Source organism: Pseudomonas sp. LBUM1641, assembly GCF_059716235.1.
Window position 1 is genome coordinate 6,466,416 of record NZ_CP166815.1, and the last position, 20,847, is coordinate 6,487,262.

The 20,847-nt window shown below is 59.6% G+C and carries 15 protein-coding genes and 1 tRNA gene; 12 read left to right on the forward strand and 4 right to left on the reverse strand.

Going from position 1 to position 20,847, the window contains the following annotated elements:
• Positions 1-90: 90 nt before the first annotated feature.
• The 7 genes from dnaG (at position 91) to ACA046_RS29890 (ending at position 10,913) form a co-directional block, all read left to right on the forward strand.
• Positions 91-2,052, forward strand: coding sequence for a DNA primase (gene dnaG, locus ACA046_RS29860; RefSeq protein WP_003211012.1), 1,962 nt, complete (start codon positions 91-93; stop codon positions 2,050-2,052).
• A 67-nt stretch (positions 2,053-2,119) separates the two neighbouring features.
• Entirely contained in the window at positions 2,120-3,970 is a 1,851-nt protein-coding gene (gene rpoD, locus ACA046_RS29865) for an RNA polymerase sigma factor RpoD (protein WP_459024227.1), read from the forward strand.
• A gap of 120 nt (positions 3,971-4,090) precedes the next feature.
• Positions 4,091-7,834: an EAL domain-containing protein gene (locus tag ACA046_RS29870; RefSeq protein WP_497675483.1), complete on the forward strand. Its 3,744-nt coding sequence runs from the start codon at positions 4,091-4,093 to the stop codon at positions 7,832-7,834.
• A gap of 15 nt (positions 7,835-7,849) precedes the next feature.
• Positions 7,850-7,926 (forward strand) — tRNA-Ile (locus ACA046_RS29875).
• A gap of 551 nt (positions 7,927-8,477) precedes the next feature.
• Positions 8,478-8,768: a DUF3077 domain-containing protein gene (locus tag ACA046_RS29880; protein WP_497675484.1), complete on the forward strand. Its 291-nt coding sequence runs from the start codon at positions 8,478-8,480 to the stop codon at positions 8,766-8,768.
• Between the two features lie 629 nt (positions 8,769-9,397).
• On the forward strand, positions 9,398-9,652 hold the full coding sequence (locus ACA046_RS29885) for a hypothetical protein (RefSeq protein ID WP_421523774.1): 255 nt from the start codon (positions 9,398-9,400) through the stop codon (positions 9,650-9,652).
• A gap of 748 nt (positions 9,653-10,400) precedes the next feature.
• A complete protein-coding gene (locus ACA046_RS29890) occupies positions 10,401-10,913 on the forward strand; it encodes a hypothetical protein (RefSeq protein ID WP_497675485.1) in 513 nt (170 codons plus the stop codon).
• A gap of 89 nt (positions 10,914-11,002) precedes the next feature.
• Here ACA046_RS29890 and ACA046_RS29895 read toward each other — a convergent pair whose 3' ends face one another.
• From ACA046_RS29895 to ACA046_RS29905, 3 genes are all read right to left on the reverse strand, one after another.
• The gene (locus ACA046_RS29895; RefSeq protein WP_318304043.1) at positions 11,003-11,404 is read right to left on the reverse strand and encodes a type II toxin-antitoxin system HicB family antitoxin; all 402 of its coding nucleotides are present in this window, start codon (positions 11,402-11,404) and stop codon (positions 11,003-11,005) included.
• 70 nt (positions 11,405-11,474) lie between these two features.
• Positions 11,475-12,728 (reverse strand): amidase, encoded by a 1,254-nt coding sequence (locus ACA046_RS29900; protein ID WP_497675486.1) that lies wholly within the window; start codon positions 12,726-12,728, stop codon positions 11,475-11,477.
• Positions 12,729-12,738: 10 nt separating this feature from the next.
• Entirely contained in the window at positions 12,739-13,164 is a 426-nt protein-coding gene (locus ACA046_RS29905) for a VOC family protein (RefSeq protein ID WP_010167388.1), read from the reverse strand.
• 113 nt (positions 13,165-13,277) lie between these two features.
• Between ACA046_RS29905 and ACA046_RS29910 the strand changes: the two genes are divergently transcribed.
• The gene (locus ACA046_RS29910) at positions 13,278-14,144 is read left to right on the forward strand and encodes a LysR family transcriptional regulator (protein WP_497675487.1); all 867 of its coding nucleotides are present in this window, start codon (positions 13,278-13,280) and stop codon (positions 14,142-14,144) included.
• A gap of 42 nt (positions 14,145-14,186) precedes the next feature.
• Here the strand turns inward: ACA046_RS29910 and ACA046_RS29915 are convergent, their stop codons facing one another.
• On the reverse strand, positions 14,187-16,547 hold the full coding sequence (locus tag ACA046_RS29915; RefSeq protein ID WP_497675488.1) for a glucose/quinate/shikimate family membrane-bound PQQ-dependent dehydrogenase: 2,361 nt from the start codon (positions 16,545-16,547) through the stop codon (positions 14,187-14,189).
• Between the two features lie 193 nt (positions 16,548-16,740).
• Here ACA046_RS29915 and ACA046_RS29920 point away from each other — a divergent pair, with 193 nt between their 5' ends.
• The 4 genes from ACA046_RS29920 to ACA046_RS29935 all read left to right on the forward strand — a co-directional run bounded on the left by ACA046_RS29920 (position 16,741) and on the right by ACA046_RS29935 (position 20,846).
• Positions 16,741-17,652: a sugar ABC transporter substrate-binding protein gene (locus ACA046_RS29920; protein ID WP_497675489.1), complete on the forward strand. Its 912-nt coding sequence runs from the start codon at positions 16,741-16,743 to the stop codon at positions 17,650-17,652.
• A 56-nt stretch (positions 17,653-17,708) separates the two neighbouring features.
• Complete coding sequence (locus ACA046_RS29925) at positions 17,709-18,191, forward strand: Lrp/AsnC family transcriptional regulator (RefSeq protein WP_063026735.1); 483 nt, start codon at positions 17,709-17,711, stop codon at positions 18,189-18,191.
• A gap of 167 nt (positions 18,192-18,358) precedes the next feature.
• Positions 18,359-20,041 (forward strand): flavin monoamine oxidase family protein, encoded by a 1,683-nt coding sequence (locus ACA046_RS29930; RefSeq protein WP_459029449.1) that lies wholly within the window; start codon positions 18,359-18,361, stop codon positions 20,039-20,041.
• A gap of 10 nt (positions 20,042-20,051) precedes the next feature.
• Positions 20,052-20,846 carry a carbon-nitrogen hydrolase family protein gene (locus ACA046_RS29935; RefSeq protein WP_497675490.1) on the forward strand — a complete coding sequence of 265 codons (795 nt, stop codon included), beginning with the start codon at positions 20,052-20,054 and terminating at the stop codon, positions 20,844-20,846.
• Position 20,847 lies beyond the last annotated feature (1 nt).

Genomic DNA, 20,847 nt, shown 5'->3' on the forward strand with positions numbered 1-20,847 from the left:
CAAGCAGACGACAGTTGATCGAGCCGCACAATACGCGCGCCTTGAGCACTTTGCGGGCCCTCTTTTACACGCAGTGATGACGAGAACGCCATGGCCGGGCTAATTCCCCAGAGCTTTATTGACGACCTTCTGAACCGCACCGACATCGTCGATGTTGTCAGCTCGCGCCTGCAAATGAAAAAGGCCGGCAAGAACTACACCGCCTGCTGCCCGTTCCACAAAGAAAAGACGCCGTCGTTCAGCGTCAGCCCCGACAAGCAGTTCTACTACTGCTTCGGCTGCGGCGCCGGCGGCAACGCCCTCGGCTTCATCATGGACCACGACAACCTGGACTTCCCCCAGGCCGTCGAGGAACTGGCGAAAGCCGCCGGCATGGAAATCCCCCGCGAAGAAAGTGGCCGCCCGCACAAACCGCGGCAACCCACCGATTCGCCGCTGTACCCGCTGCTCACCGCTGCTGCCGACTTTTACCGCCAGGCACTGAAAAGCCACCCGCAGCGCAAAGCCGCCGTCGATTACCTCAAGGGCCGCGGCCTGACCGGTGAAATCGCCCGCGACTTCGGCCTCGGTTTCGCCCCGCCCGGCTGGGACAATCTGTACAAACACCTGAGCAGCGACACCCTGCAGCAAAAAGCCATGATCGACGCCGGCCTGTTGGTGGAGAACGCCGAGACCGGCAAGCGTTATGACCGTTTCCGCGATCGCGTGATGTTCCCGATCCGCGACAGTCGCGGCCGCATCATCGCTTTCGGCGGCCGGGTGCTGGGGGACGACAAGCCCAAATACCTGAACTCACCGGAAACCCCGGTATTTCACAAAGGCCAGGAACTCTACGGCCTGTTTGAAGCGCGCAAGAACAATCGCAACCTCGATGAAATCATCGTGGTTGAAGGCTATATGGACGTGATCGCCTTGGCCCAGCAAGGCTTGCGCAACGCCGTGGCCACCCTGGGCACCGCAACCAGCGAAGAGCACTTGAAGCGCCTGTTTCGTGTGGTGCCCAACGTACTGTTCTGCTTTGACGGCGACCAGGCCGGCCGCAATGCCGCCTGGCGCGCCCTTGAGTCAACGCTTTCAAGCCTGCAGGACGGACGTCGCGCACGCTTCCTGTTCCTACCCGAAGGCGAAGACCCGGACACCCTGGTGCGCTCCGAAGGCACCGACGCGTTCCGCGCGCGCATCAACCAGCACGCACAACCGCTGGCCGATTATTTTTTCCAGCAACTGACCGAAGAGTCCGACCCGCGCTCCCTCGAAGGCAAGGCCCATATGGTCACCCTCGCGGCACCGCTGATCGACAAGGTCCCAGGCGCGAACCTGCGAACCCTGATGCGCCAGCGACTGCTGGAAATTACCGGATTGAGTGGCGAGGCTGTCAGCCAGCTGGCGCGCAGCGCGCCGCAAGAGGCGCCGCCGGCCTACGACCCGGGCATGGATTACGACGCCATGCCGGACTATTCCGACTTCCACCAACCGCAGGAGGCCTACACGCCCCAGCAGGAGTGGACACCGAAGAAACCCGGTGCCGGCGGCAAGAAATGGGACAAGAAACCCTGGGACAAAAACGGCAAACGTGGCGGTGACCGTGACGAACCGCGCGGCCCGCGCGTCCCAGCAGCAGTAGAGCCGCCCACCATGGCAGCCCTGCGCACACTTTTGCATCACCCGCAGCTGGCACAAAAAGTCGAAGACGCGGGGCACTTTGCGGCCGAAGACCACACCAATACACAACTGTTGGTGGCCCTGCTCGAGGCCGTACAGAAGAATCCTAAGCTAAACTCATTCCAGCTGATTGCACGCTGGCACGGCACTGAACAGGGCCGCTTGCTAAAGGCGTTGGCAGAAAAGGAATGGCTGATTGATGGCGATAACCTTGAACAACAGTTTTTCGACACCATTACTAGCTTGGTAGCTCGTCAACGCGAGCGAAACCTGGAACAACTTCTTCGAAAAGCGCGTCAGAGTGAATTGACCGCCGAAGAGAAAAATCAACTGCGCGACCTTTTAAGTCGCAATGTTTCCGCATCAAACCCGACCTCAGCTGGCGTGTGAGGTCATAGCTCGGGTATAATCCTCGGCTTGTTTTTTGCCCGCCAAGACCTTCAGTGGATAGGGTGTTATGTCCGGAAAAGCGCAACAGCAGTCTCGTATCAAAGAGTTGATCACCCTTGGTCGTGAGCAGAAGTATCTGACTTACGCAGAGGTCAACGACCACCTGCCTGAGGATATTTCAGATCCAGAGCAGGTGGAAGACATCATCCGCATGATTAATGACATGGGGATCCCCGTACACGAGAGTGCTCCGGATGCGGACGCCCTTATGTTGGCCGACGCCGATACCGACGAGGCAGCCGCTGAAGAAGCAGCCGCAGCGTTGGCAGCGGTCGAGACCGACATCGGTCGCACGACTGACCCTGTGCGCATGTATATGCGCGAAATGGGAACGGTAGAGCTGCTGACACGTGAAGGCGAAATCGAAATCGCCAAGCGTATCGAAGAGGGCATCCGTGAAGTGATGGGCGCAATTGCGCACTTCCCAGGCACGGTTGACCACATTCTCTCCGAGTACACTCGCGTCACCACCGAAGGTGGCCGCCTGTCCGACGTCCTGAGCGGTTATATCGACCCGGACGACGGCATTGCGCCACCTGCGGCTGAAGTTCCTCCGCCGATCGATGCCAAGGCTGCCAAAGCAGACGACGACACCGACGATGAAGAAGCTGAAGCCAGCACCGATGACGAAGAAGAAGTCGAAAGCGGTCCGGATCCGGTCATCGCAGCCCAGCGCTTTGGCGCGGTCTCCGATCAGATGGAACTGGCTCGCAAGGCCCTGAAGAAGCATGGTCGCGGCAGCAAGCAGGCAACTGCTGAATTGCTGGCCCTGGCTGAACTCTTCATGCCGATCAAACTGGTACCGAAGCAATTCGAAGGCCTGGTTGAGCGGGTTCGTAGCGCCCTTGAGCGTCTGCGTGCACAAGAGCGTGCGATTATGCAGCTCTGTGTCCGTGATGCGCGCATGCCGCGTGCCGATTTCCTGCGCCAATTCCCGGGCAACGAAGTCGACGAAAGCTGGACCGACGCACTGGCCAAAGGCAAAAGCAAATACGCTGAAGCCATTGGTCGCTTCCAGGCCGACATCGTTCGTTGCCAGCAGAAGCTGACTGCATTGCAGACCGAAACCGGTCTGACGATTGCCGAGATCAAGGACATCAACCGTCGCATGTCGATCGGTGAGGCCAAGGCCCGCCGCGCGAAGAAAGAGATGGTTGAAGCGAACTTGCGTCTGGTGATCTCCATCGCCAAGAAGTACACCAACCGTGGCCTGCAATTCCTCGATCTGATCCAGGAAGGCAACATCGGCTTGATGAAAGCGGTGGATAAGTTCGAATACCGTCGCGGCTACAAATTCTCGACTTATGCCACCTGGTGGATCCGTCAGGCGATCACTCGCTCGATCGCCGACCAGGCCCGCACCATCCGTATTCCGGTGCACATGATCGAGACGATCAACAAGCTCAACCGTATTTCCCGGCAGATGTTGCAGGAAATGGGTCGCGAACCGACCCCGGAAGAGCTGGGCGAACGCATGGAAATGCCTGAGGATAAAATCCGCAAGGTATTGAAGATCGCTAAAGAGCCGATCTCCATGGAAACCCCGATCGGTGATGACGAAGACTCCCACCTGGGTGACTTCATCGAAGACTCGACCATGCAGTCGCCAATCGATGTTGCTACCGTTGAGAGCCTGAAAGAAGCGACTCGCGACGTACTGTCCGGCCTCACTGCCCGTGAAGCCAAGGTACTGCGCATGCGCTTCGGCATCGACATGAATACCGACCACACCCTTGAGGAAGTCGGTAAGCAGTTCGACGTTACCCGTGAGCGGATTCGTCAGATCGAAGCCAAGGCGTTGCGCAAGCTGCGCCACCCGACGAGAAGCGAGCATTTGCGCTCCTTCCTCGACGAGTGATCACAAAAACCCCGGCCCAGGCCGGGGTTTTTGCTTCTACAGATTAAATCCTCGCTGCCTCCCCTCCCCCGCAATGCCCGTCTACACTCGAAACATTCCCCGTGCCATAACGAGACCGTTATGCCCAGATTGCCGACCGTGTTACTGCTGTCGCTGCTGACCTGGACCGCAACGGCTGGCGCGTTGACTCTCACCGATGAAGAGCGTGGCTGGCTGGCGGACCACCAAGAGTTGCGCCTGGGCGTCGATGCCTCTTGGCCACCCTTTGAATACCGCGACGAAGACGGGCGCTACCAAGGCCTGGCCGCCGATTACGTGCGGCTGATGCAGGATCGCCTTGGGATCCGGCTAAAGCTGATCGAGCCGGTAAACTGGAATGCAGTGCTGGAGCAGGCTCGCAACAACCAACTCGACCTGCTGCCGGGCATCATGTCCACCCCGGAACGCCAAGGCTTCCTGTCGTTCACCCGACCCTATCTCGACTTCCCCATCGTCATCCTCGCCCATGAAGGCGGTCCGCAACCGCGCAACCTCAAAGACCTCTATGGGCTGAAGATCGCCGTGGTGGAGAACTATGCCCCTCACGAACTGCTACGCACTCACCATCCCGACCTCAATCTCGTGGCCATGCCCAACGTCAGCTCGGCGCTGCAGGCCCTGGCCACCGACAAGGTTGATGCCGTGGTCGGCGATCTGGCATCCAGCGTGTGGAGCCTGCGCCAACTGAAGCTGGAAGGCCTGTACGTCAGTGGCGAAACGCCCTATCGCTATCAATTGGCCATGGGCGTACCCAGCGCCGACAAGATGCTAGTGGGCATCCTCGACAAGGTCCTGGCGGATATCAGTCCGGCCGAAACCGAGGCCATCCAGCAACGCTGGGTCGGCAATGTCGTCGACCACCGCACCCTCTGGACGGATGTACTGCTCTACGGGCTGCCGGCCGTATTGCTATTGAGCATCGTGCTGGCGGTGGTCATCCGGATCAATCGCCGGCTCAGTTCGGAGATTTCCCGCCGTGTCGCCCTCGAACAGGAACTGCGCAGCAGCGAATACCACTATCGCGGCCTGGTCGAGAGCCTTTCCGCGATTGCCTGGGAAGCCAGCATCAGCGATTTCACCTACAGCTACGTGTCGCCCCATGCCGAGGAGCTGCTCGGCTACCCCCGCGCCCATTGGCTGATCCCGGGCTTCTGGCGCAACATCATCCACCCGGCCGACCTGACCCGCACCGAATCCTATTGCTACGCAGAAACCCGAGCCAACCGTGACCACAGCGTCGACTACCGGGTGATCACCGCCGATGGCCGCTGCCTGTGGGTGCGGGACATCGTCAGCCTGATCGAGCACGGCCACGAGCCGGTGCTACGTGGCCTGATGATCGACATCAGCGAAGCCAAGCGCACCGAGGAAGCATTGCAGCTTTCGGAACAGAAGTTTGCCTCGGTGTTCCAGCAATGCCCCGACATCCTGGTGATCGCCCGCCTGTCCGACGGCTGCCTAATGGAAGTCAATAAGGCATTCGAAGACCAGATCGGGCTGAGCGCCGAAGACGTCGTGGGCAAAACCGCCACCGAACTGAATATCTGGGGAATTCAGGGCGTAGGCCCCGGCCTGCTGCAACGGGTACAGACCACCAGCATCCGCAACCTGGAAATGCCCTTCCGGCGCAATAACGGCCAGGCCTTCACCGGGCTGATCTCCGCCGAACCCTTTCAACTCGATACGACCGAAGCCTTGGTGGTCGTGGTGCGTGACATCACCCAACTGAAAGAAACCCAGCAACGCCTGCAAACCTCCGAAGAGAAATTCGCCAAGGCCTTCCACGCTTCCCCTGACGGCCTGCTATTGAGCCGTCAAAGCGACGGCTTGCTGATTGAAGTCAACGAAGGATTCAGCCGCATAACCGGCTTCAACAGCGTGATGTCACTCGACCAGTCAACCCTGGACCTGGGCATCTGGGTCGACCTGAACGAACGCAAGCACATGCTGGAGCTACTGCAACGGGACGGATTTGTCCGCGACTTTGTCTGCCACATCCGCCGCAACGACGGCGAGATTCGCCTCTGCGAGGTCTCCAGCCGCCCGCTGCCCATCGGCGACGACGACTGCATGCTCACCATCGCCCGGGACATCACCGAACGCCAGCTGATGCAGGAAAAACTGCAACAGGCCGCCACTGTGTTCGAGAGCACGGCCGAAGGCGTACTGATCACCGACACCCGGCAAAATATCAGCGCCGTGAACCGCGCCTTCAGCGAGATCACCGGCTACAGCGAAGCCGAGGCCCTCGGCCAAACCCCGCGCCTGCTCGCCTCCGGCCTGCACGACAGCGCCTTCTACGCGGCCATGTGGCACCAACTGACGGCCCACGGCCATTGGCAAGGCGAGATCTCCAACCGGCGCAAGAACGGCGAGCTATACCCCAGCTGGCTGACCATCAGCGCCGTGCGCAACCAAGACCAATCGATCACCCACTTTGTCGCCGTGTTCGCCGACATCTCCAGCCTCAAGCACGCCCAGGCGCGCCTCGATTACCAGGCCCACCATGACCCGCTGACCGGCCTGCCCAACCGCACCCTGTTCGAAAGCCGCCTGCAGGCCGCCCTCAACAATCAACAGGAAAACGGCAGCCAGGGCGCCGTGCTGTTCCTCGACCTCGACCGCTTCAAACACATCAACGACAGCCTCGGCCACCCGATTGGCGACCTGCTGCTCAAAGACATCGCCGTACGCCTCAAAGACCAACTGCGAGACGTCGACACCGTCGCGCGCCTGGGCGGCGACGAGTTCATCATCCTGCTGCCCGGCCTGCAACAAGCCAGCGACGCCGAACACCTGGCCAATAAACTGCTGGCCTGCTTCACCCCGCCGTTCCAGGCGGGCGAACACGAGTTCTTTATCAGCGCCAGCATCGGCACCAGTCTGTATCCACGGGACGGCGATGATGTCGCCACCCTGGTGAAAAATGCCGACGCCGCCATGTACCGCTCCAAGGCCAAGGGCCGCAACCGCGTTGAAAGCTACACCCAGGACCTCACCGCCCAGGCCAACGAACGCGTGGCGCTTGAGCACGAACTTCGTCGGGCGATTGAACGCGACGAATTTTCTCTCTGTTACCAGCCGAAGCTGAGCCTCGACACCCAACAACTGATCGGCGCCGAAGCGCTGATTCGCTGGCGCCATCCCACCTTCGGCGAAGTGCCACCCGAGCACTTCATCGCCCTAGCCGAAGAGAACGGCATGATCCTGCAGATTGGCGACTGGGTACTGGAACAGGCTTGCCGACAAATGCACGACTGGAGAGAGTCCTATGACGAATTCGGCACGCTGTCCGTCAACCTCGCCGGCGCGCAACTGCGCCACCCCAACCTGCTGGCGCGCATCGAACAATTGCTGCGGGACAACCGCCTGGAGCCTGGCTGCCTGCAACTGGAGATCACCGAAAACTTCATCATGAGCCAGGCCGAAGAAGCGCTGGAGGTGCTGCACCAGCTCAAGTATCTGGGCGTGCAACTGGCCATTGATGACTTCGGCACCGGCTATTCGTCCCTCAGCTATTTGAAGCGCCTGCCGCTGGACTTCCTGAAGATCGACCAATCCTTCGTGCGCGGCCTGCCCGATGACCCACATGATGCGGCGATCGTACGCGCCATTATTGCCCTGGGGCACAGCATGCAATTCACTATCATCGCTGAGGGTGTGGAAACGCCTGCGCAGCAAGCGTTTCTGGCGGCTGAAGGCTGTGAGCAGATGCAGGGCTACATCGTCAGCCTGCCACTGCCGCCGGACCTTTTTGCCGCTACGTTCCTTCGTATGAGCGTTTCGGACTTTTCGGATGGCACAGCGAAGAAACCATCGCTATAATCCGCGGCCTACTGAGGGCCTATAGCTCAGTTGGTTAGAGCAGGGGACTCATAATCCCTTGGTCGTAGGTTCGAGTCCTACTGGGCCCACCATCTTGAAAGCCGCGCATTGCGCGGCTTTCGTGTTTTTGGGCAGCTCGTCTTCCGGCTTGTTTCTCGTTTGAAAAAGCAAAAGTGTCCACTTTCATTTTGGATTGGATTACGTGCCGCCCCTTTGAGCCTATGGTCAGCACTGAAATTCGTGAACGTTTGAGCCATGCTCGACGCCACATGTGCTGACAATTTTGGTAGTTTTCGTTGATTGTCGCCCTCGGCGCATAACGTTAGTCTCTTCGCGTCGCTGCTCATCAGCGACCGGGCCTGGAAACCCGATAAGAAGACGCTACAGCGTCGTCAAACAATCAGCGGGCGCTTTTTTTAGGCCCGCCGTTTGTGCTTTATGGCGGCTGTACGTGGGAGACACTTGTGTCTGCCGAGTCGCTTCTTCTCGGTTTCCAGCCTGCGTACAGCTGCCACCTTTCGCCTGGAAACGTCAGTGGCAGCTCTTGTTGGTTGTACCAAAGGAGCAAGCTAATGCCACACGAAAAAACCGCAATTCCCACGAGCCAACACTTCCATTGCTCTCCAGTATCAGGAGATGCGCAATGAGTGCCACATCCTCAGTAGCAACCATCGGCGTAGTGACCTTCGCGGACTGCGGAGAGAAAAAACACGAAATAAAAGTACTGCGCGTTAATGCCGGCGTCCCGCTCCGGGAAGCGCTGGAACACGCCTCTCACCTGCTCTACTACGCAAAAGTTCTTTCACTTGAAGCAGCCATGGATACCGGGGGAGAGCACTACGCTTTTGCCTCGCATTACCTTGGCGAAATGGGCAAGGCGATCGTTGATGACATCTCCCAAGCCTTGCTGCCAGATGGGCCTGACCCACAGTGAAAAATTGAGCTTTGCGGGCGCTCGATACGACGCGTCGAGCGCCGACTCAGCAGCTCCACCATCACAACTGAAAAATAAATCGACCCCTTTTGGGCGGCAGAAAAATAGCCTCGAAACCGACAACTTCAAACTCGATAAAGCAAAGAAATGACGCCATAAAATCGTCAGCTTCAAGTGCTGAGGCTGGCCATTTCAAAGGATCTAAATAGGCGCGAGTGAAGAGTATTTCAAAATGTGTCAGCCTTGGAAGCGCGTAGCCCGCGGTTTAGAAGGCCTGGGCATCCATACAGCATGAGAATGGATCCAAATCGCAGTTTACACACAAGTTATCCACAGACCTGTGATCTTGCATTGTGAAATAGACCACACTATCTTGTAGGTATGCCCGCACTTGACACACCATATGTTGTGTTTCTGCGAGTAAGCTGCGGATTCAGTTAAGACAGCGGGTATGAGTGCGAAGTTTGGACGCCAAGCACTCATACCCGCCCCCCCTGAGCCAATGCGAACATCGGTGGGATGCGCATTAGAGAAAAACCTGACTTTGGATGTCAACCATCCAGTTTGGTTTCCGCTCAAAGGTTACCCCTGCCTACTCGATCTTTATGTAGATACAGGAGCACCTAATCGTGCCAAAAAACACTAAACAAACTTCGACTCCGGTGGCCAGCCTAGCCTCCAAAATTCTCCGTAGCGACAGTTCCTCGGCCATTCAGAAAGAGTTGGCGGGGTCGGCTATGGCTCAGGCCTCCAGCGGTAAGCAAACGGGGGCTGATATGGAGACTAAAGCCAGTCACGTCTTGGACAGCAACAAGTACAACGATATCACCAAAACCCTCGCTGCCTCGGTACTCGCCCAATCAAATAAAGAGCGGAGTAAGTAACATGGCCCAATATTTCGTTAACCGCAATGCTCAGAACAACGGCGACCATGAGGTACATGTCAGTTCGTGCGTTTTCTTGCCGGCACTACAAAACCGCCTTGATCTCGGCCAGCACCTCACCTGCGTGACTGCTGTGCGCCAAGCTCGCAACACCTACCCACAGTCGAACGGTTGCCGGACATGTTCTTCGGCTTGTCACACCCAGTAGGCGATTTTAAATGTCTCATCTGGGCCGGGGCCAGCCCGTAGGCTGGCCCCTCTCCATCGTCGGTCGAATCCCTAAAGTTAAGTCGATTGGATGGTCGCATCGAATGATTCACGATCATGAATACAGTTTATTGGGCGGGGTCAATCGCGCGTTAATCGGGCGGTACCTCACAATACTGGCAAGTGCCATTTCTGGCATTGCAGTTTTTCTGCTGCTCTCAGCTGAAGATTGAGTTGTATTTATTAAACTGCGGCGAGGGAATTAACGAATAACTGAAAGCCCCAGTATTTCCTAGCGATTGATTCGGTTCAGACCGGACGGACAGTATCCGGACGAACAATTTAGGCACCACTTTCCGGTCCGTACAGCACCACATAAAGGTTCGAGTGCTACTGGGCCCACCATCTTGAAAGCCGCGCATTGCGCGGCTTTGTCGTTTCTGGCGTGCAGCAATGAAAGATTAGTTAGTTGTCCCGAACGGCGACGGCGAAGACCATGATTCCCAGTCAACGCCACTCCAGCACGAGGGAAACTTGTTCCATGCCTCAGAAGAAACGTTCGCCGCACAACGCAATCCACCGCCTGGGCCTACGTGCCGCAGCCGCCGTCGCAATCACCCTCGCCACCTTGAGCGGCGCCCAAGCCGCCCCCGCTGCCACTGACACCATCAAGGCTTTCAAGCTGTGCACCGGCGCCGACAACGCCTCCCACGTACTGGTAGGCACCATCGACCAGAGCATGCGCAACGACGTGACCGCCATCCACTTCAAGCAAACCCCGGCGCACTCCTCGTATGGCTGGCATAACGACCCGGAGCCCCAGTACGTCATGACGCTGTCCGGTACCCTGGCATTCGTGACTCGCGGTGGTGAGAAGTTCACGCTGCATCCGGGTGAAGTGCTGATTGCCGCAGACAATACCGGCACAGGGCACCGCTGGAATCTGGTGGACGATCAACCGTGGCGGCGCGGGTACGTGGTGCTGAAGCCAGACGCGCCGGATTCATTTATCCCGAACGATCCTGCGGCTGCGAAGGTGTGCAAGGGGCCGTAGTCTCGCTGACCACCCCGCCTCGGATAAAAGAAAGGCTTACGCTTTGCGGCGCAAGCCTTTTTTGTACTGTGTGCTCTCTCAGCCCGTTATCAAACGGAAAGTTCGCGCAAAGCCGCCGTCGCCAGGAACCCCGAGCGCGAGGCATAGCGGTGATCCTTTTGTACTCGCTCATCAATACGATTCAACAGTTGCTCCGGCAATGAGGCGTTGAACCTCACTGACTTGCCCAGGTAAGGAGTGAGATCAAAATCGATGACCGCCCACACCCCACCAGCAAAGTCGCGATTCTCTAAATGGAAGTCGACCTCTCTTGCCTGTGGGAGCCGCTCGTCATCGGCAACCAATCCCTCCAGATGCAGCGCCAAGGCTTCGCGCACGTTATCCAGAGCTTCCGAAAACGTAGTGCCGGCCGAGAAGCAACCTGGCACGTCCGGGACTGTCACGCTGTAATCTGAGTCAGCGTCTTTATGCATCACCACAGGAAATTTCATTTTTCATCCTCTGAATGAGCCGCCTGGGGCTCACTCAACAGATCAGAGACGTGTTCCGCCATAGTGCCTTTCAGCTTACCAATGCATCAACAATGACCTGCGCCGTGCTCAGCAACGGCGCATCCCCTCTGAACGCCCCAATCACCTGCAACCCCACCGGCAACTCCCCGTCACCACGCGCCACCGGCACATTCACCTGCGGCAACCCAAACGCGCCCCAGAACTTGATGAAGTCCGACGGCCCCGTGGTCTCCAACCCCACCGGCGCGAGCATCCCGCAGGAAACACTCAACATCGCATCAAACGGCTGGCAGATTTGCGCAAGCTGCGGGGCCAGTTGCGCCAAGCGCACCTTGGCCGCCGACTCCTGCTCCCAACTCGTCGCCTTGGCACGTTCGATCATGGCCGACGTCGAGTCGCTAAGTAGCCCGGGATGGGATTGAAACTCCTTGGCCAACGAACGGGCTCCTTCGCAATCGTTGATCAACTGGTGATCGTCGAATACCCCGTCGAACGCCTCGGGCAACACGACTTCACGGACAAGAGGCCCCAACCGGGCAACCGCTTGTTCAATCGCCTGGGCCACCACCGGCTGCACGTCAGGCCAGCGAGAGGTACGGCAGAAGCCAAGTCGCAAAGGCCGGCGCCCTGCCTCAACAGCCGGAAACCCCGGGATCAACACCCGCGCCACCCGCTCAAGATCACGCACCGAACACCCATACCAACCCACCGTATCGAAGCTCGGCGCCAGGGGTTTCACGCCTTCCAGCGAGACCAGTCCAAACGATGGCTTGAAGGCATACAACCCGCAATAAGCGGCTGGCTTGAGCAACGACCCAGCCGTCTGGGTCCCCAACGCCAACGGGAAAAACCCGGCCGCCATCCCCGCCGCGGAACCCGCGCTGGAGCTACCCGGCGTGCGGGACAGATCGAGCGGATTACGCGTCGGCCCCGTGTGCATGTAGGCAAATTCAGTGGTGTGGGTCTTGCCCATGATGATCGCGCCAGCCTGGCGCAACAGTGTCACCACATGAGCATCCCGCGATGGACGATTGCCTTGGTAAATCGGCGAATAGAACTCCGTTGGATGGTCGGCGGTATCGAAGATGTCCTTGATCCCCACAGGCACTCCCGCAAGCGGACCGGCACAGCCGTCAAGCTGCCTTGCCTGCTCGCGTACCTCTTCAGGATCGAAGGATACAAAAGCCTGGATCTGCGGCTCGTCGATACCGATCCGCTCAAGAAAGTGTTCAGCAACCAGAGCCGACTTACTAGCACCAGAACCCACCGCGTCGGCAATGCCCGTCGCATCAAGGTGATCCATCGACGCGCCCTCACTTGGCAAACAACTGCCCAATATCCTTGAACGCCTTGAACTCCAACGCATTGCCGCACGGATCAAACAGAAACAACGTCGCCTGCTCACCCACCTGACCTTTGAAACGAATGTGGGGCTCAAGCACAAATCGCGTATTCCGCGCCTGCAATCGCTCCGCCAGCGCATGCCAATCATCCCAACTCAGCACTACACCAAAATGCGGCACCGGTACGTCGTGACCGTCTACCGCATTGGTGTGCGCCGCTTCCTGAGAAGCGGTTTTCGGATGTTCATGAATGACCAGTTGATGCCCGAAGAAATCAAAGTCGACCCAGTGATCACTGGCACGTCCCTCCTCCAACCCAAACACCTCACCATAAAACTGCCGCGCAGCCGCCAAGTCGAATACCGGAATTGCCAAGTGAAAAGGAGCCAGTGCCATCAGGTCTAACCTCTATGGGTATTAAGTCCTTCCGAGTCTAGCCTTGCCGTCATCGATGGAAAGACGATAGTTTTCGCAGCGAGCTCAAATTATTTTGATCAATCGAGACGTCCATGCTGCGGGAACTGAAAACCTTTATCGCCGTCACCCGCCATGGCACGTTCGCCGCGGCGGGCATGCATATCGGGCTGACGCAGTCGGCGGTGAGTGCGCAGATTCGCCAGTTGGAGCAGGTACTCGGCGTGCAGTTGTTCGACCGCACCGGGCGCCAGGCCATGCTGAATGCGGCGGGCATCCGCGCGCTGCCACTGGCCAAGGAGATTCTCGAGACGTTCAACCGCATGGCCGTGCCGGTGGATGCCAACGAATACCGTGGGGAATTGAAAGTCGGCGCGATCACCACCGCCCAGACCGGGCTGCTGCCCCAGGCCCTGGTGCGCTTGCGCCAGGCTGCGCCGACGGTCGAATGCAAATTAGTGCCAGGGGTTTCCCTGGAGTTGCTCAGCCAGGTAGACGCAGGCGAGTTGGATTCGGCGATCATCATTCGCCCGCCCTTTGATTTGCCCAAGGAACTGCACGTGCAGGTGCTGCGCAAGGAGCCGTTTGTGTTGATCGTGCCGCACACGGTCAAGGGTGATGACCCGCTGCAACTGCTCGCCGCTCATCCTCATGTGCGCTACGACCGTGCTTCGTTTGGCGGCCGGCTGGTCAGTCGTTTTCTGCGGGAGCAGCGGCTGGATGTGCAAGTGGCGCTGGAACTGGACGAGATCGAGGCGCTGGTCAAAATGGTCGAATGCGGCCTGGGGGTGTCACTGGTTCCCCATGCCGGGCTATGGCTGGATCGCACGCCACAGGTGCGCGTCATCCCGCTGGGCGAGCTGACCTTTCACCGGGAAATCATCCTGCTCAGCCGCTATAGCCAGCGCAACCTTCCGGTGCCACAACTCTTTGCCCGATGCCTGCTGGCTGACGTGATCTGAGACGCAAAAAAAAGCCGCACATCCGTGCGGCTTTTTCAGGCCCTACTTCTTGGGCAACGCGTAGGCAATCACATAGTCCCCACGGTCCGGCGACTGTCGCGCGCCGCCGGCGGTGAGCACGATGTACTGCGTGCCTGTCTTGGGCGACACATAGGTCATCGGCCCCGATTGGCTACCCACTGGCAGGCGGGATTTCCAGATCTCATTGCCGTTGCCGGTATCGAAGGCGCGCAGGTAGAAGTCCTGGGTGCCGGCGAAGAACAACAGACCAGACTGGGTCGCCAGAGATGCGCCAAGGGTCGGCATGCCAATCGGAATCGGCATGTGCATGCGGATGCCCAGCGGCCCGGTGTCTTCAACCGTGCCCACCGGTACTTGCCACACAAGCTTGTGGGTTTTCAGGTCGATGGCAGATATGGTGCCGAACGGCGGCTTCTGACAGGGAATGCCCGCCGCCGAGAGGAAGCGCTCGCGCATCGCACCGAACGGTGTACCGTCTTGCGGCACCACGCCCATTTCGATGCCACTGGCACCGGCGGCGATCTTGTCTCGCGGAATCATGTAGTTGGCCAGGCCCAGGCGCATGTCGTTGACGAACATGTAGTGGGTGTTCGGGTCCACCGACACGCTTCCCCAGTTCATACCCCCCAGCGAACCCGGGAATTGCAACGCACGGTCCAGGCCTGGCGGCGTGTAGACGCCTTGGTGACGCATGCCCTTGAACTGGATGCGGCACATCAGTTGGTCAAACGGCGTGGCGCCCCACATGTCGGATTCGGTCAGTTGCTGATTGCCTATGGAAGGCATGTCCACCGAAAACGGCTGGGTCAGCGAATAACGCTCGCCGGGCACATTGCCCTGAGGTACCGGGCGCTCTTCGACCCGGGCGATGGGCACGCCGGTTTCGCGGTTGAGCAGGAAGATCTCGCCTTGCTTGGTGACTTGGGCCAGTGCGGGTTGTACGCCACCGTTGCCGTCCGGGATGTCGTAGAGCAAAGGTTGCGCCGGCAGGTCAAAGTCCCACAGGTCGTGGTGAGTGGTCTGGAAGTGCCAGCGCACCTGGCCGGTCTTCACGTCGATGGCGACGATGGAGGAGCTCCACTTGTCGTCATAGGCGGTACGTTCACCGGCGTAGAAATCCGGGGTGGCGTTACCGGTAGGCAGGTAGACCAGGCCGAGCTTGGCGTCGTAGGACATGGCCGACCACACGTTCGGCGTGCCACGGGTGTAGGTCTCGCCCGCAGGCGGGCGTTTGGTGGTGTTCGGGTTGCCCGGATCCCAGGCCCACACCAGTTCGCCGCTGTGCACGTCAAAGGCGCGCACCACGCCTGGCGGTTCGCCGGTGGAGAAGTTATCCGCCACGCGTCCGCCAACGATCACCACATTGCCCGCCACCAGTGGCGTCGAGGTTTGCTGGTAATAACCGGGTTTTACTTCGCCCATGTCGGTTTTCAGGTCGACGGTGCCGTGGTCGCCGAAGTCGTCGCAGGGCGCGCCGGTTTCAGCATTGATCGCAATCAACCGGGCATCGCCGGTCGGTAGAAACAGACGTTTCACACAGGCTTTAGCGCTGGCAGGTTGCTCGCTCGCGCTGCTGTCGAAATAGCCCAGGCCACGGCAACGCTGCCAGTTGGGACCGCTGCCCTGGGGGTCGAATTTCCAGCGTTGGGCGCCGGTGTCGGCATCCAGGGAAAACACTTTGCCATAGGCGGTGCACACGTAAACGCTGTCACCGATCTGCAGCGGGGTGTTCTGGTCTTCGGCGCCGGCGCCATTGCTCTCGGGGATGTCGCCGGTGTGGAAGGTCCACGCCACCTGCAACTTGTCGATGTTGCCTTTGTTGATCTGGTCCAGCGCGGCAAATCGGTTGCCAGCGGTCGTATTGCCCCAGTGGGCCCAGTCTTTTTGCTCGGTGCCCGGTGTCACCGGCGTCACCGCCGGCTCACTGCTGGCCTTGACCACATGGGTCGGCACAAACATGTACGCCAGGGTGGCGACCACGCCCACACCCAGCAGCCCCGCAACGCCATAGGCGCCGCGCCCGGGTGTCGATCCGGAAGCGCGGACGAGCTGTGGATAAATCAGCGCGACTACCAGGCCGATGACGGCAAAGGTCAACACTCGCGAAACAAGCGGCCAGTATTCCAGGCCGGTGTCCCACACCGCCCAGATCGCAGTCAGCACCAATGCCACGGCGTACAGCCAGGCGCCCTGAGGCTTGCGCTTGGCGATCAGTACGCCGGAGACCAGCATCGCGAGGCCCATCAGCAGGAAATACCAACTGCCGCCCAACGCTACGAGGTAACCGCCACCGCCTGCCAAACCCAAGCCGATCAAGCCGATCAGCAGGCCCAGCCCAACCAGCAACACTCTGCTGCCGGTGGCAGCCCCAAAGTTATTCATCGCGCAAACGTCCTTCCTGTATACCCAACTGGAAATAATGTACCAAACGGTTACTTTTAACAATCTGGCACAAATCAATGTGTGCGATCAGCGGCGAAAATAAATTCCGGGGCTTACTTGAAGTGGAATTTTATTTCCAATAGTGTCTACTTCAGAATCTTTGTCGCGCCAAAACAATAAAAAGGAAACCCTCATGAAGCGCCTGCTTGGCTGTGCCTGTGCCCTGCTGTTGTCCACCGCCGCCCACGCTGAATTGCGCATCGGGGTATCCGTCGGACAATTCGATAACTACGTCTCCTACCTGGTGCAGGCCATGCAGGACCGCGCCAAGGCCTCGCCTGATGGAGTCAAGTTGCAGGTGGAAGACTCCGCAAGCGACGTGGTCCGCCAGTTGAACCAGGTGGAAAGCTTCATCGGCCAGAAAGTCGACGCGATCATCGTCAACCCGGCCGACACCGCGGCTACCCGCAAGATCACCGAGAAAGCCAACGCCGCCGGTATCCCGCTGGTGTATATGAACAGCCGTCCCGAGGTCGAAACCTTCCCGCCGGGCGTGGTCTTCGTCGGCACCGACGAGCGCGCCATCGGCCGGATGCAGATGGAATACCTGGCCGAGAAGATGGGCGGCAAAGGTAACCTGGCGATCATTCTCGGACGTCTCGCCCACAGTGATACCGGCAAACGCACCAATGGGGTCAAGGACGTGCTGGCCAAATACCCCGGCATCAAAGTCGTCGAAGAACAGTCCGGCGACTGGCAGCGGGAAAAAGGCATGGACCTGATGAATGATTGGCTGACCAAGGGCCAAACCATCAACGCCGTGGCCTCCAACAATGACGAGATGGGCATCGGCGCCGCCATGGCCCTGCGCCAGACCGGTCGCCAGGACATTCTGGTGGGCGGCATCGACGGTACGCCGGATGGTTTGCAGGCGCTGAAAAAGGGCCAACTGGCAGTGACCGTGTTCCGCGACCCGGTGGCCATCGGCGCTGGCTCGGTGGACGCCGCGCTGATGCTGATCAAGCATGCCGCCCTGCAAGGCGATGTATGGATTCCTACGCAACTGGTCACCCCGGAAAACTACCAGCAGTTCCTGCGCAACTGAGCCAAATGCCGCCGCGAGCATCAAGGGGAACGAGCCTGTAACATGCTCGCCCATTGATGCCCGCGCCGGAGAACACCTTGCCCGCCTCTCACCCTCCCGTCCTCGATGAAATCGATCGCCAGTTGATCGCCGCGTTGCAGATCAACGCCCGCGAAAGCGTGGCCATGCTCGCCCGGCAACTGGGCATCGCCCGCACCACCGTCACCTCGCGCCTGGCACGCCTGGAAAAAACCCAAGTGATTACCGGCTATGGCGTGCGCCTGAGCCAGCGCGTGGTAAATGGCGGTTTGCAGGCCTACGTGGGGATTACCGTGCAACCGCGTTCCGGCAAGGAAGTGCTGCGTCGGATCAGCGCCATGGCGCAGGTTCAGCAACTGTGTGCGGTCAGTGGCGAGTTCGATTACGTGGCCTGGCTGCGCACCGATTCGCCGGAACAGCTGGATCAACTGCTGGACCAGATCGGCAGCGTCGACGGTGTGGAGAAGACCACCACCTCGATCATCCTCAGTAACAAACTGGATCGTGGCCAACCAATCTGACCACCCGCTTCGTCACTCTGACTAAAAACAATTCATTTCGACGACACATTGCGTCTTATTAACGAACGCTACGCTCCCTAGAATGGCTGCCATCTTTTCCTATACTCAGCGGGTCGCGCCCCGCCGAGTCGCCAGCAAGGTCAGCCATGAGCATTCCTTCCAGCACCATCAGCAAGCCCAATCGCCACCCCGCCAACGGTAAAAAGCCGATCACCATCTTTGGCCCGGACTTCCCGTTCGCCTTCGATGACTGGATCGAACACCCGGCGGGCCTGGGCAGCATTCCGGCGGCCAACCACGGCGCCGAAGTGGCGATCGTCGGCGCCGGGATTGCCGGGCTGGTGGCCGCCTACGAGCTGATGAAGCTGGGCCTGAAACCCGTGGTGTATGAAGCCTCGAAAATGGGTGGCCGCTTGCGCTCCCAAGCGTTTGAAGGCGCCGAAGGCATCATCGCGGAACTGGGCGGCATGCGCTTCCCGGTGTCCTCCACCGCGTTCTACCACTATGTGGACAAGCTTGGCCTTGCGACCAAACCGTTTCCCAACCCGCTGACGCCCGCTTCCGGCAGCACGGTCATCGACCTCGAAGGCCAGACGCACTACGCACAGAAACTCGCCGACCTTCCTGCACTGTTCCAGGAAGTGGCTGACGCCTGGGCCGACGCCCTGGAAGCCGGCTCGCAGTTCAGCGATATCCAGCAAGCCATCCGCGACCGTGACGTACCGCGTCTGAAAGAGCTGTGGAATACGCTGGTTCCGTTGTGGGACGACCGCACCTTCTACGACTTCGTAGCGACCTCCAAAGCGTTCGCCAAGTTGTCCTTCCATCACCGTGAAGTGTTCGGCCAGGTTGGCTTCGGCACAGGTGGCTGGGACTCGGACTTCCCCAACTCGATGCTGGAAATCTTCCGCGTGGTGATGACCAACTGCGACGATCACCAGCACCTGGTGGTCGGCGGCGTCGCCCAAGTACCCATGGGTATCTGGCGCCATGTGCCGGAGCGTTGCGCCCACTGGCCCGAAGGCACCAGCCTGAGTTCGCTGCACAACGGCGCGCCACGGGCCGGGGTCAAGCGCATTGCCCACGCGCCGGACGGCCGTTTCGCCGTCACCGACAACTACGGCGACACCCGTGAATACGCCGCCGTGCTGACCACCTGCCAGAGCTGGCTGCTGACCACCCAGATCGAGTGCGACGAAACCCTGTTCTCGCAAAAGATGTGGATGGCCCTCGACCGCACCCGCTACATGCAGTCGTCGAAGACCTTCGTGATGGTCGACCGGCCATTCTGGAAGGACAAGGATCCGGAGACAGGCCGCGACCTGATGAGCATGACGCTGACCGACCGCCTGACCCGTGGCACCTATCTGTTCGACAATGGCGACGACAAGCCGGGGGTGATTTGCCTGTCCTATTCCTGGATGAGCGACGCCTTGAAAATGCTTCCGCAGCCCATCGAGAAGCGGGTGAAACTAGCCCTCGACGCGTTGAAAAAGATCTACCCGAAAGTCGACATCGCCGCGCGGATCATCGGCGATCCGATCACCGTTTCGTGGGAAGCCGACCCGCACTTCCTCGGGGCTTTCAAGGGTGCGCTGCCGGGCCACTATCGCTACAACCAACGGATGTACGCGCACTTCATGCAGAAGGACATGCCGGCGGAGCAACGCGGTATTTTCATCGCCGGCGACGACGTATCGTGGACACCTGCGTGGGTTGAAGGCGCCGTGCAAACCTCGCTGAATGCGGTGTGGGGCATCATGACTCACTTCGGCGGCAGCACTCACCCGCAGAACCCGGGCCCGGGCGATGTGTTCGATGAAATCGGGCCGATCGCACTGCCCGAATAAGGAGTTGCCCATGCGTGTCGCCCTGTATCAATGCCCGCCTCTGCCACTGGACGTGGCCGGCAATCTCAAGCGCCTGCATCAGTTGGCGCAAGAGGCCACCGACGCCGACCTGCTGGTACTGCCGGAGATGTTTCTCACCGGCTATAACATCGGCGTGGAAGCGGTCGGCGCCCTGGCTGAGGCGCAGGACGGCCCGTCTGCCCAGTCCATCGCCGCGCTGGCGAAAAATTCGGGCGTGGCGATTCTGTATGGCTATCCGGAACGCGGCGCAGATGGGCAGATCTACAACGCCGTGCAGTTGATCGACGCCAACGGGCAACGCCTGTGCAACTACCGCAAGACGCACCTGTTTGGCGATCTCGACAACTCGATGTTCAGCGCCGGCGACGATGATTTCCCGCTGGTGGAATTGAGCGGGTGGAAGCTGGGTTTCCTGATTTGCTATGACCTGGAGTTCCCGGAGAACACCCGTCGCCTGGCGCTGGCCGGGGCGGAGTTGATCCTGGTACCGACGGCCAATATGGTGCCCTTCGATTTCGTCGCCGATGTGACGGTGCGGGCGCGGGCGTTTGAAAACCAGTGTTATGTGGCCTACGCCAATTACTGTGGGGAGGAAGGCGAGATCCAGTATTGCGGGCAAAGCAGCATCGCCGCACCGGATGGCCAGCGGATAGCCCAGGCGGGGCTCGATGAGGCGTTGATTGTCGGCACTCTGGATCGGCAGTTGATGGTCGACTCACGCGCGGCCAATCGCTACCTGCTGGACCGGCGTCCCGAGCTTTATGGTGCGTTGCACAAGCACTGAT

What these genes read in the sequence shown, in the direction of transcription:
- dnaG (WP_003211012.1), top strand. Translation starts at nt 91, where the DNA reads ATGGCCGGGCTAATTCCCCAGAGCTTTATTGACGACCTTCTGAACCGC.
- rpoD (WP_459024227.1), top strand. Translation starts at nt 2,120, where the DNA reads ATGTCCGGAAAAGCGCAACAGCAGTCTCGTATCAAAGAGTTGATCACC.
- ACA046_RS29870 (WP_497675483.1), top strand. Translation starts at nt 4,091, where the DNA reads ATGCCCAGATTGCCGACCGTGTTACTGCTGTCGCTGCTGACCTGGACC.
- ACA046_RS29880 (WP_497675484.1), top strand. Translation starts at nt 8,478, where the DNA reads ATGAGTGCCACATCCTCAGTAGCAACCATCGGCGTAGTGACCTTCGCG.
- ACA046_RS29890 (WP_497675485.1), top strand. Translation starts at nt 10,401, where the DNA reads ATGCCTCAGAAGAAACGTTCGCCGCACAACGCAATCCACCGCCTGGGC.
- ACA046_RS29895 (WP_318304043.1), bottom strand. Translation starts at nt 11,404, where the DNA reads ATGAAATTTCCTGTGGTGATGCATAAAGACGCTGACTCAGATTACAGC.
- ACA046_RS29900 (WP_497675486.1), bottom strand. Translation starts at nt 12,728, where the DNA reads ATGGATCACCTTGATGCGACGGGCATTGCCGACGCGGTGGGTTCTGGT.
- ACA046_RS29905 (WP_010167388.1), bottom strand. Translation starts at nt 13,164, where the DNA reads ATGGCACTGGCTCCTTTTCACTTGGCAATTCCGGTATTCGACTTGGCG.
- ACA046_RS29910 (WP_497675487.1), top strand. Translation starts at nt 13,278, where the DNA reads ATGCTGCGGGAACTGAAAACCTTTATCGCCGTCACCCGCCATGGCACG.
- ACA046_RS29915 (WP_497675488.1), bottom strand. Translation starts at nt 16,547, where the DNA reads ATGAATAACTTTGGGGCTGCCACCGGCAGCAGAGTGTTGCTGGTTGGG.
- ACA046_RS29920 (WP_497675489.1), top strand. Translation starts at nt 16,741, where the DNA reads ATGAAGCGCCTGCTTGGCTGTGCCTGTGCCCTGCTGTTGTCCACCGCC.
- ACA046_RS29925 (WP_063026735.1), top strand. Translation starts at nt 17,709, where the DNA reads ATGCCCGCGCCGGAGAACACCTTGCCCGCCTCTCACCCTCCCGTCCTC.
- ACA046_RS29935 (WP_497675490.1), top strand. Translation starts at nt 20,052, where the DNA reads ATGCGTGTCGCCCTGTATCAATGCCCGCCTCTGCCACTGGACGTGGCC.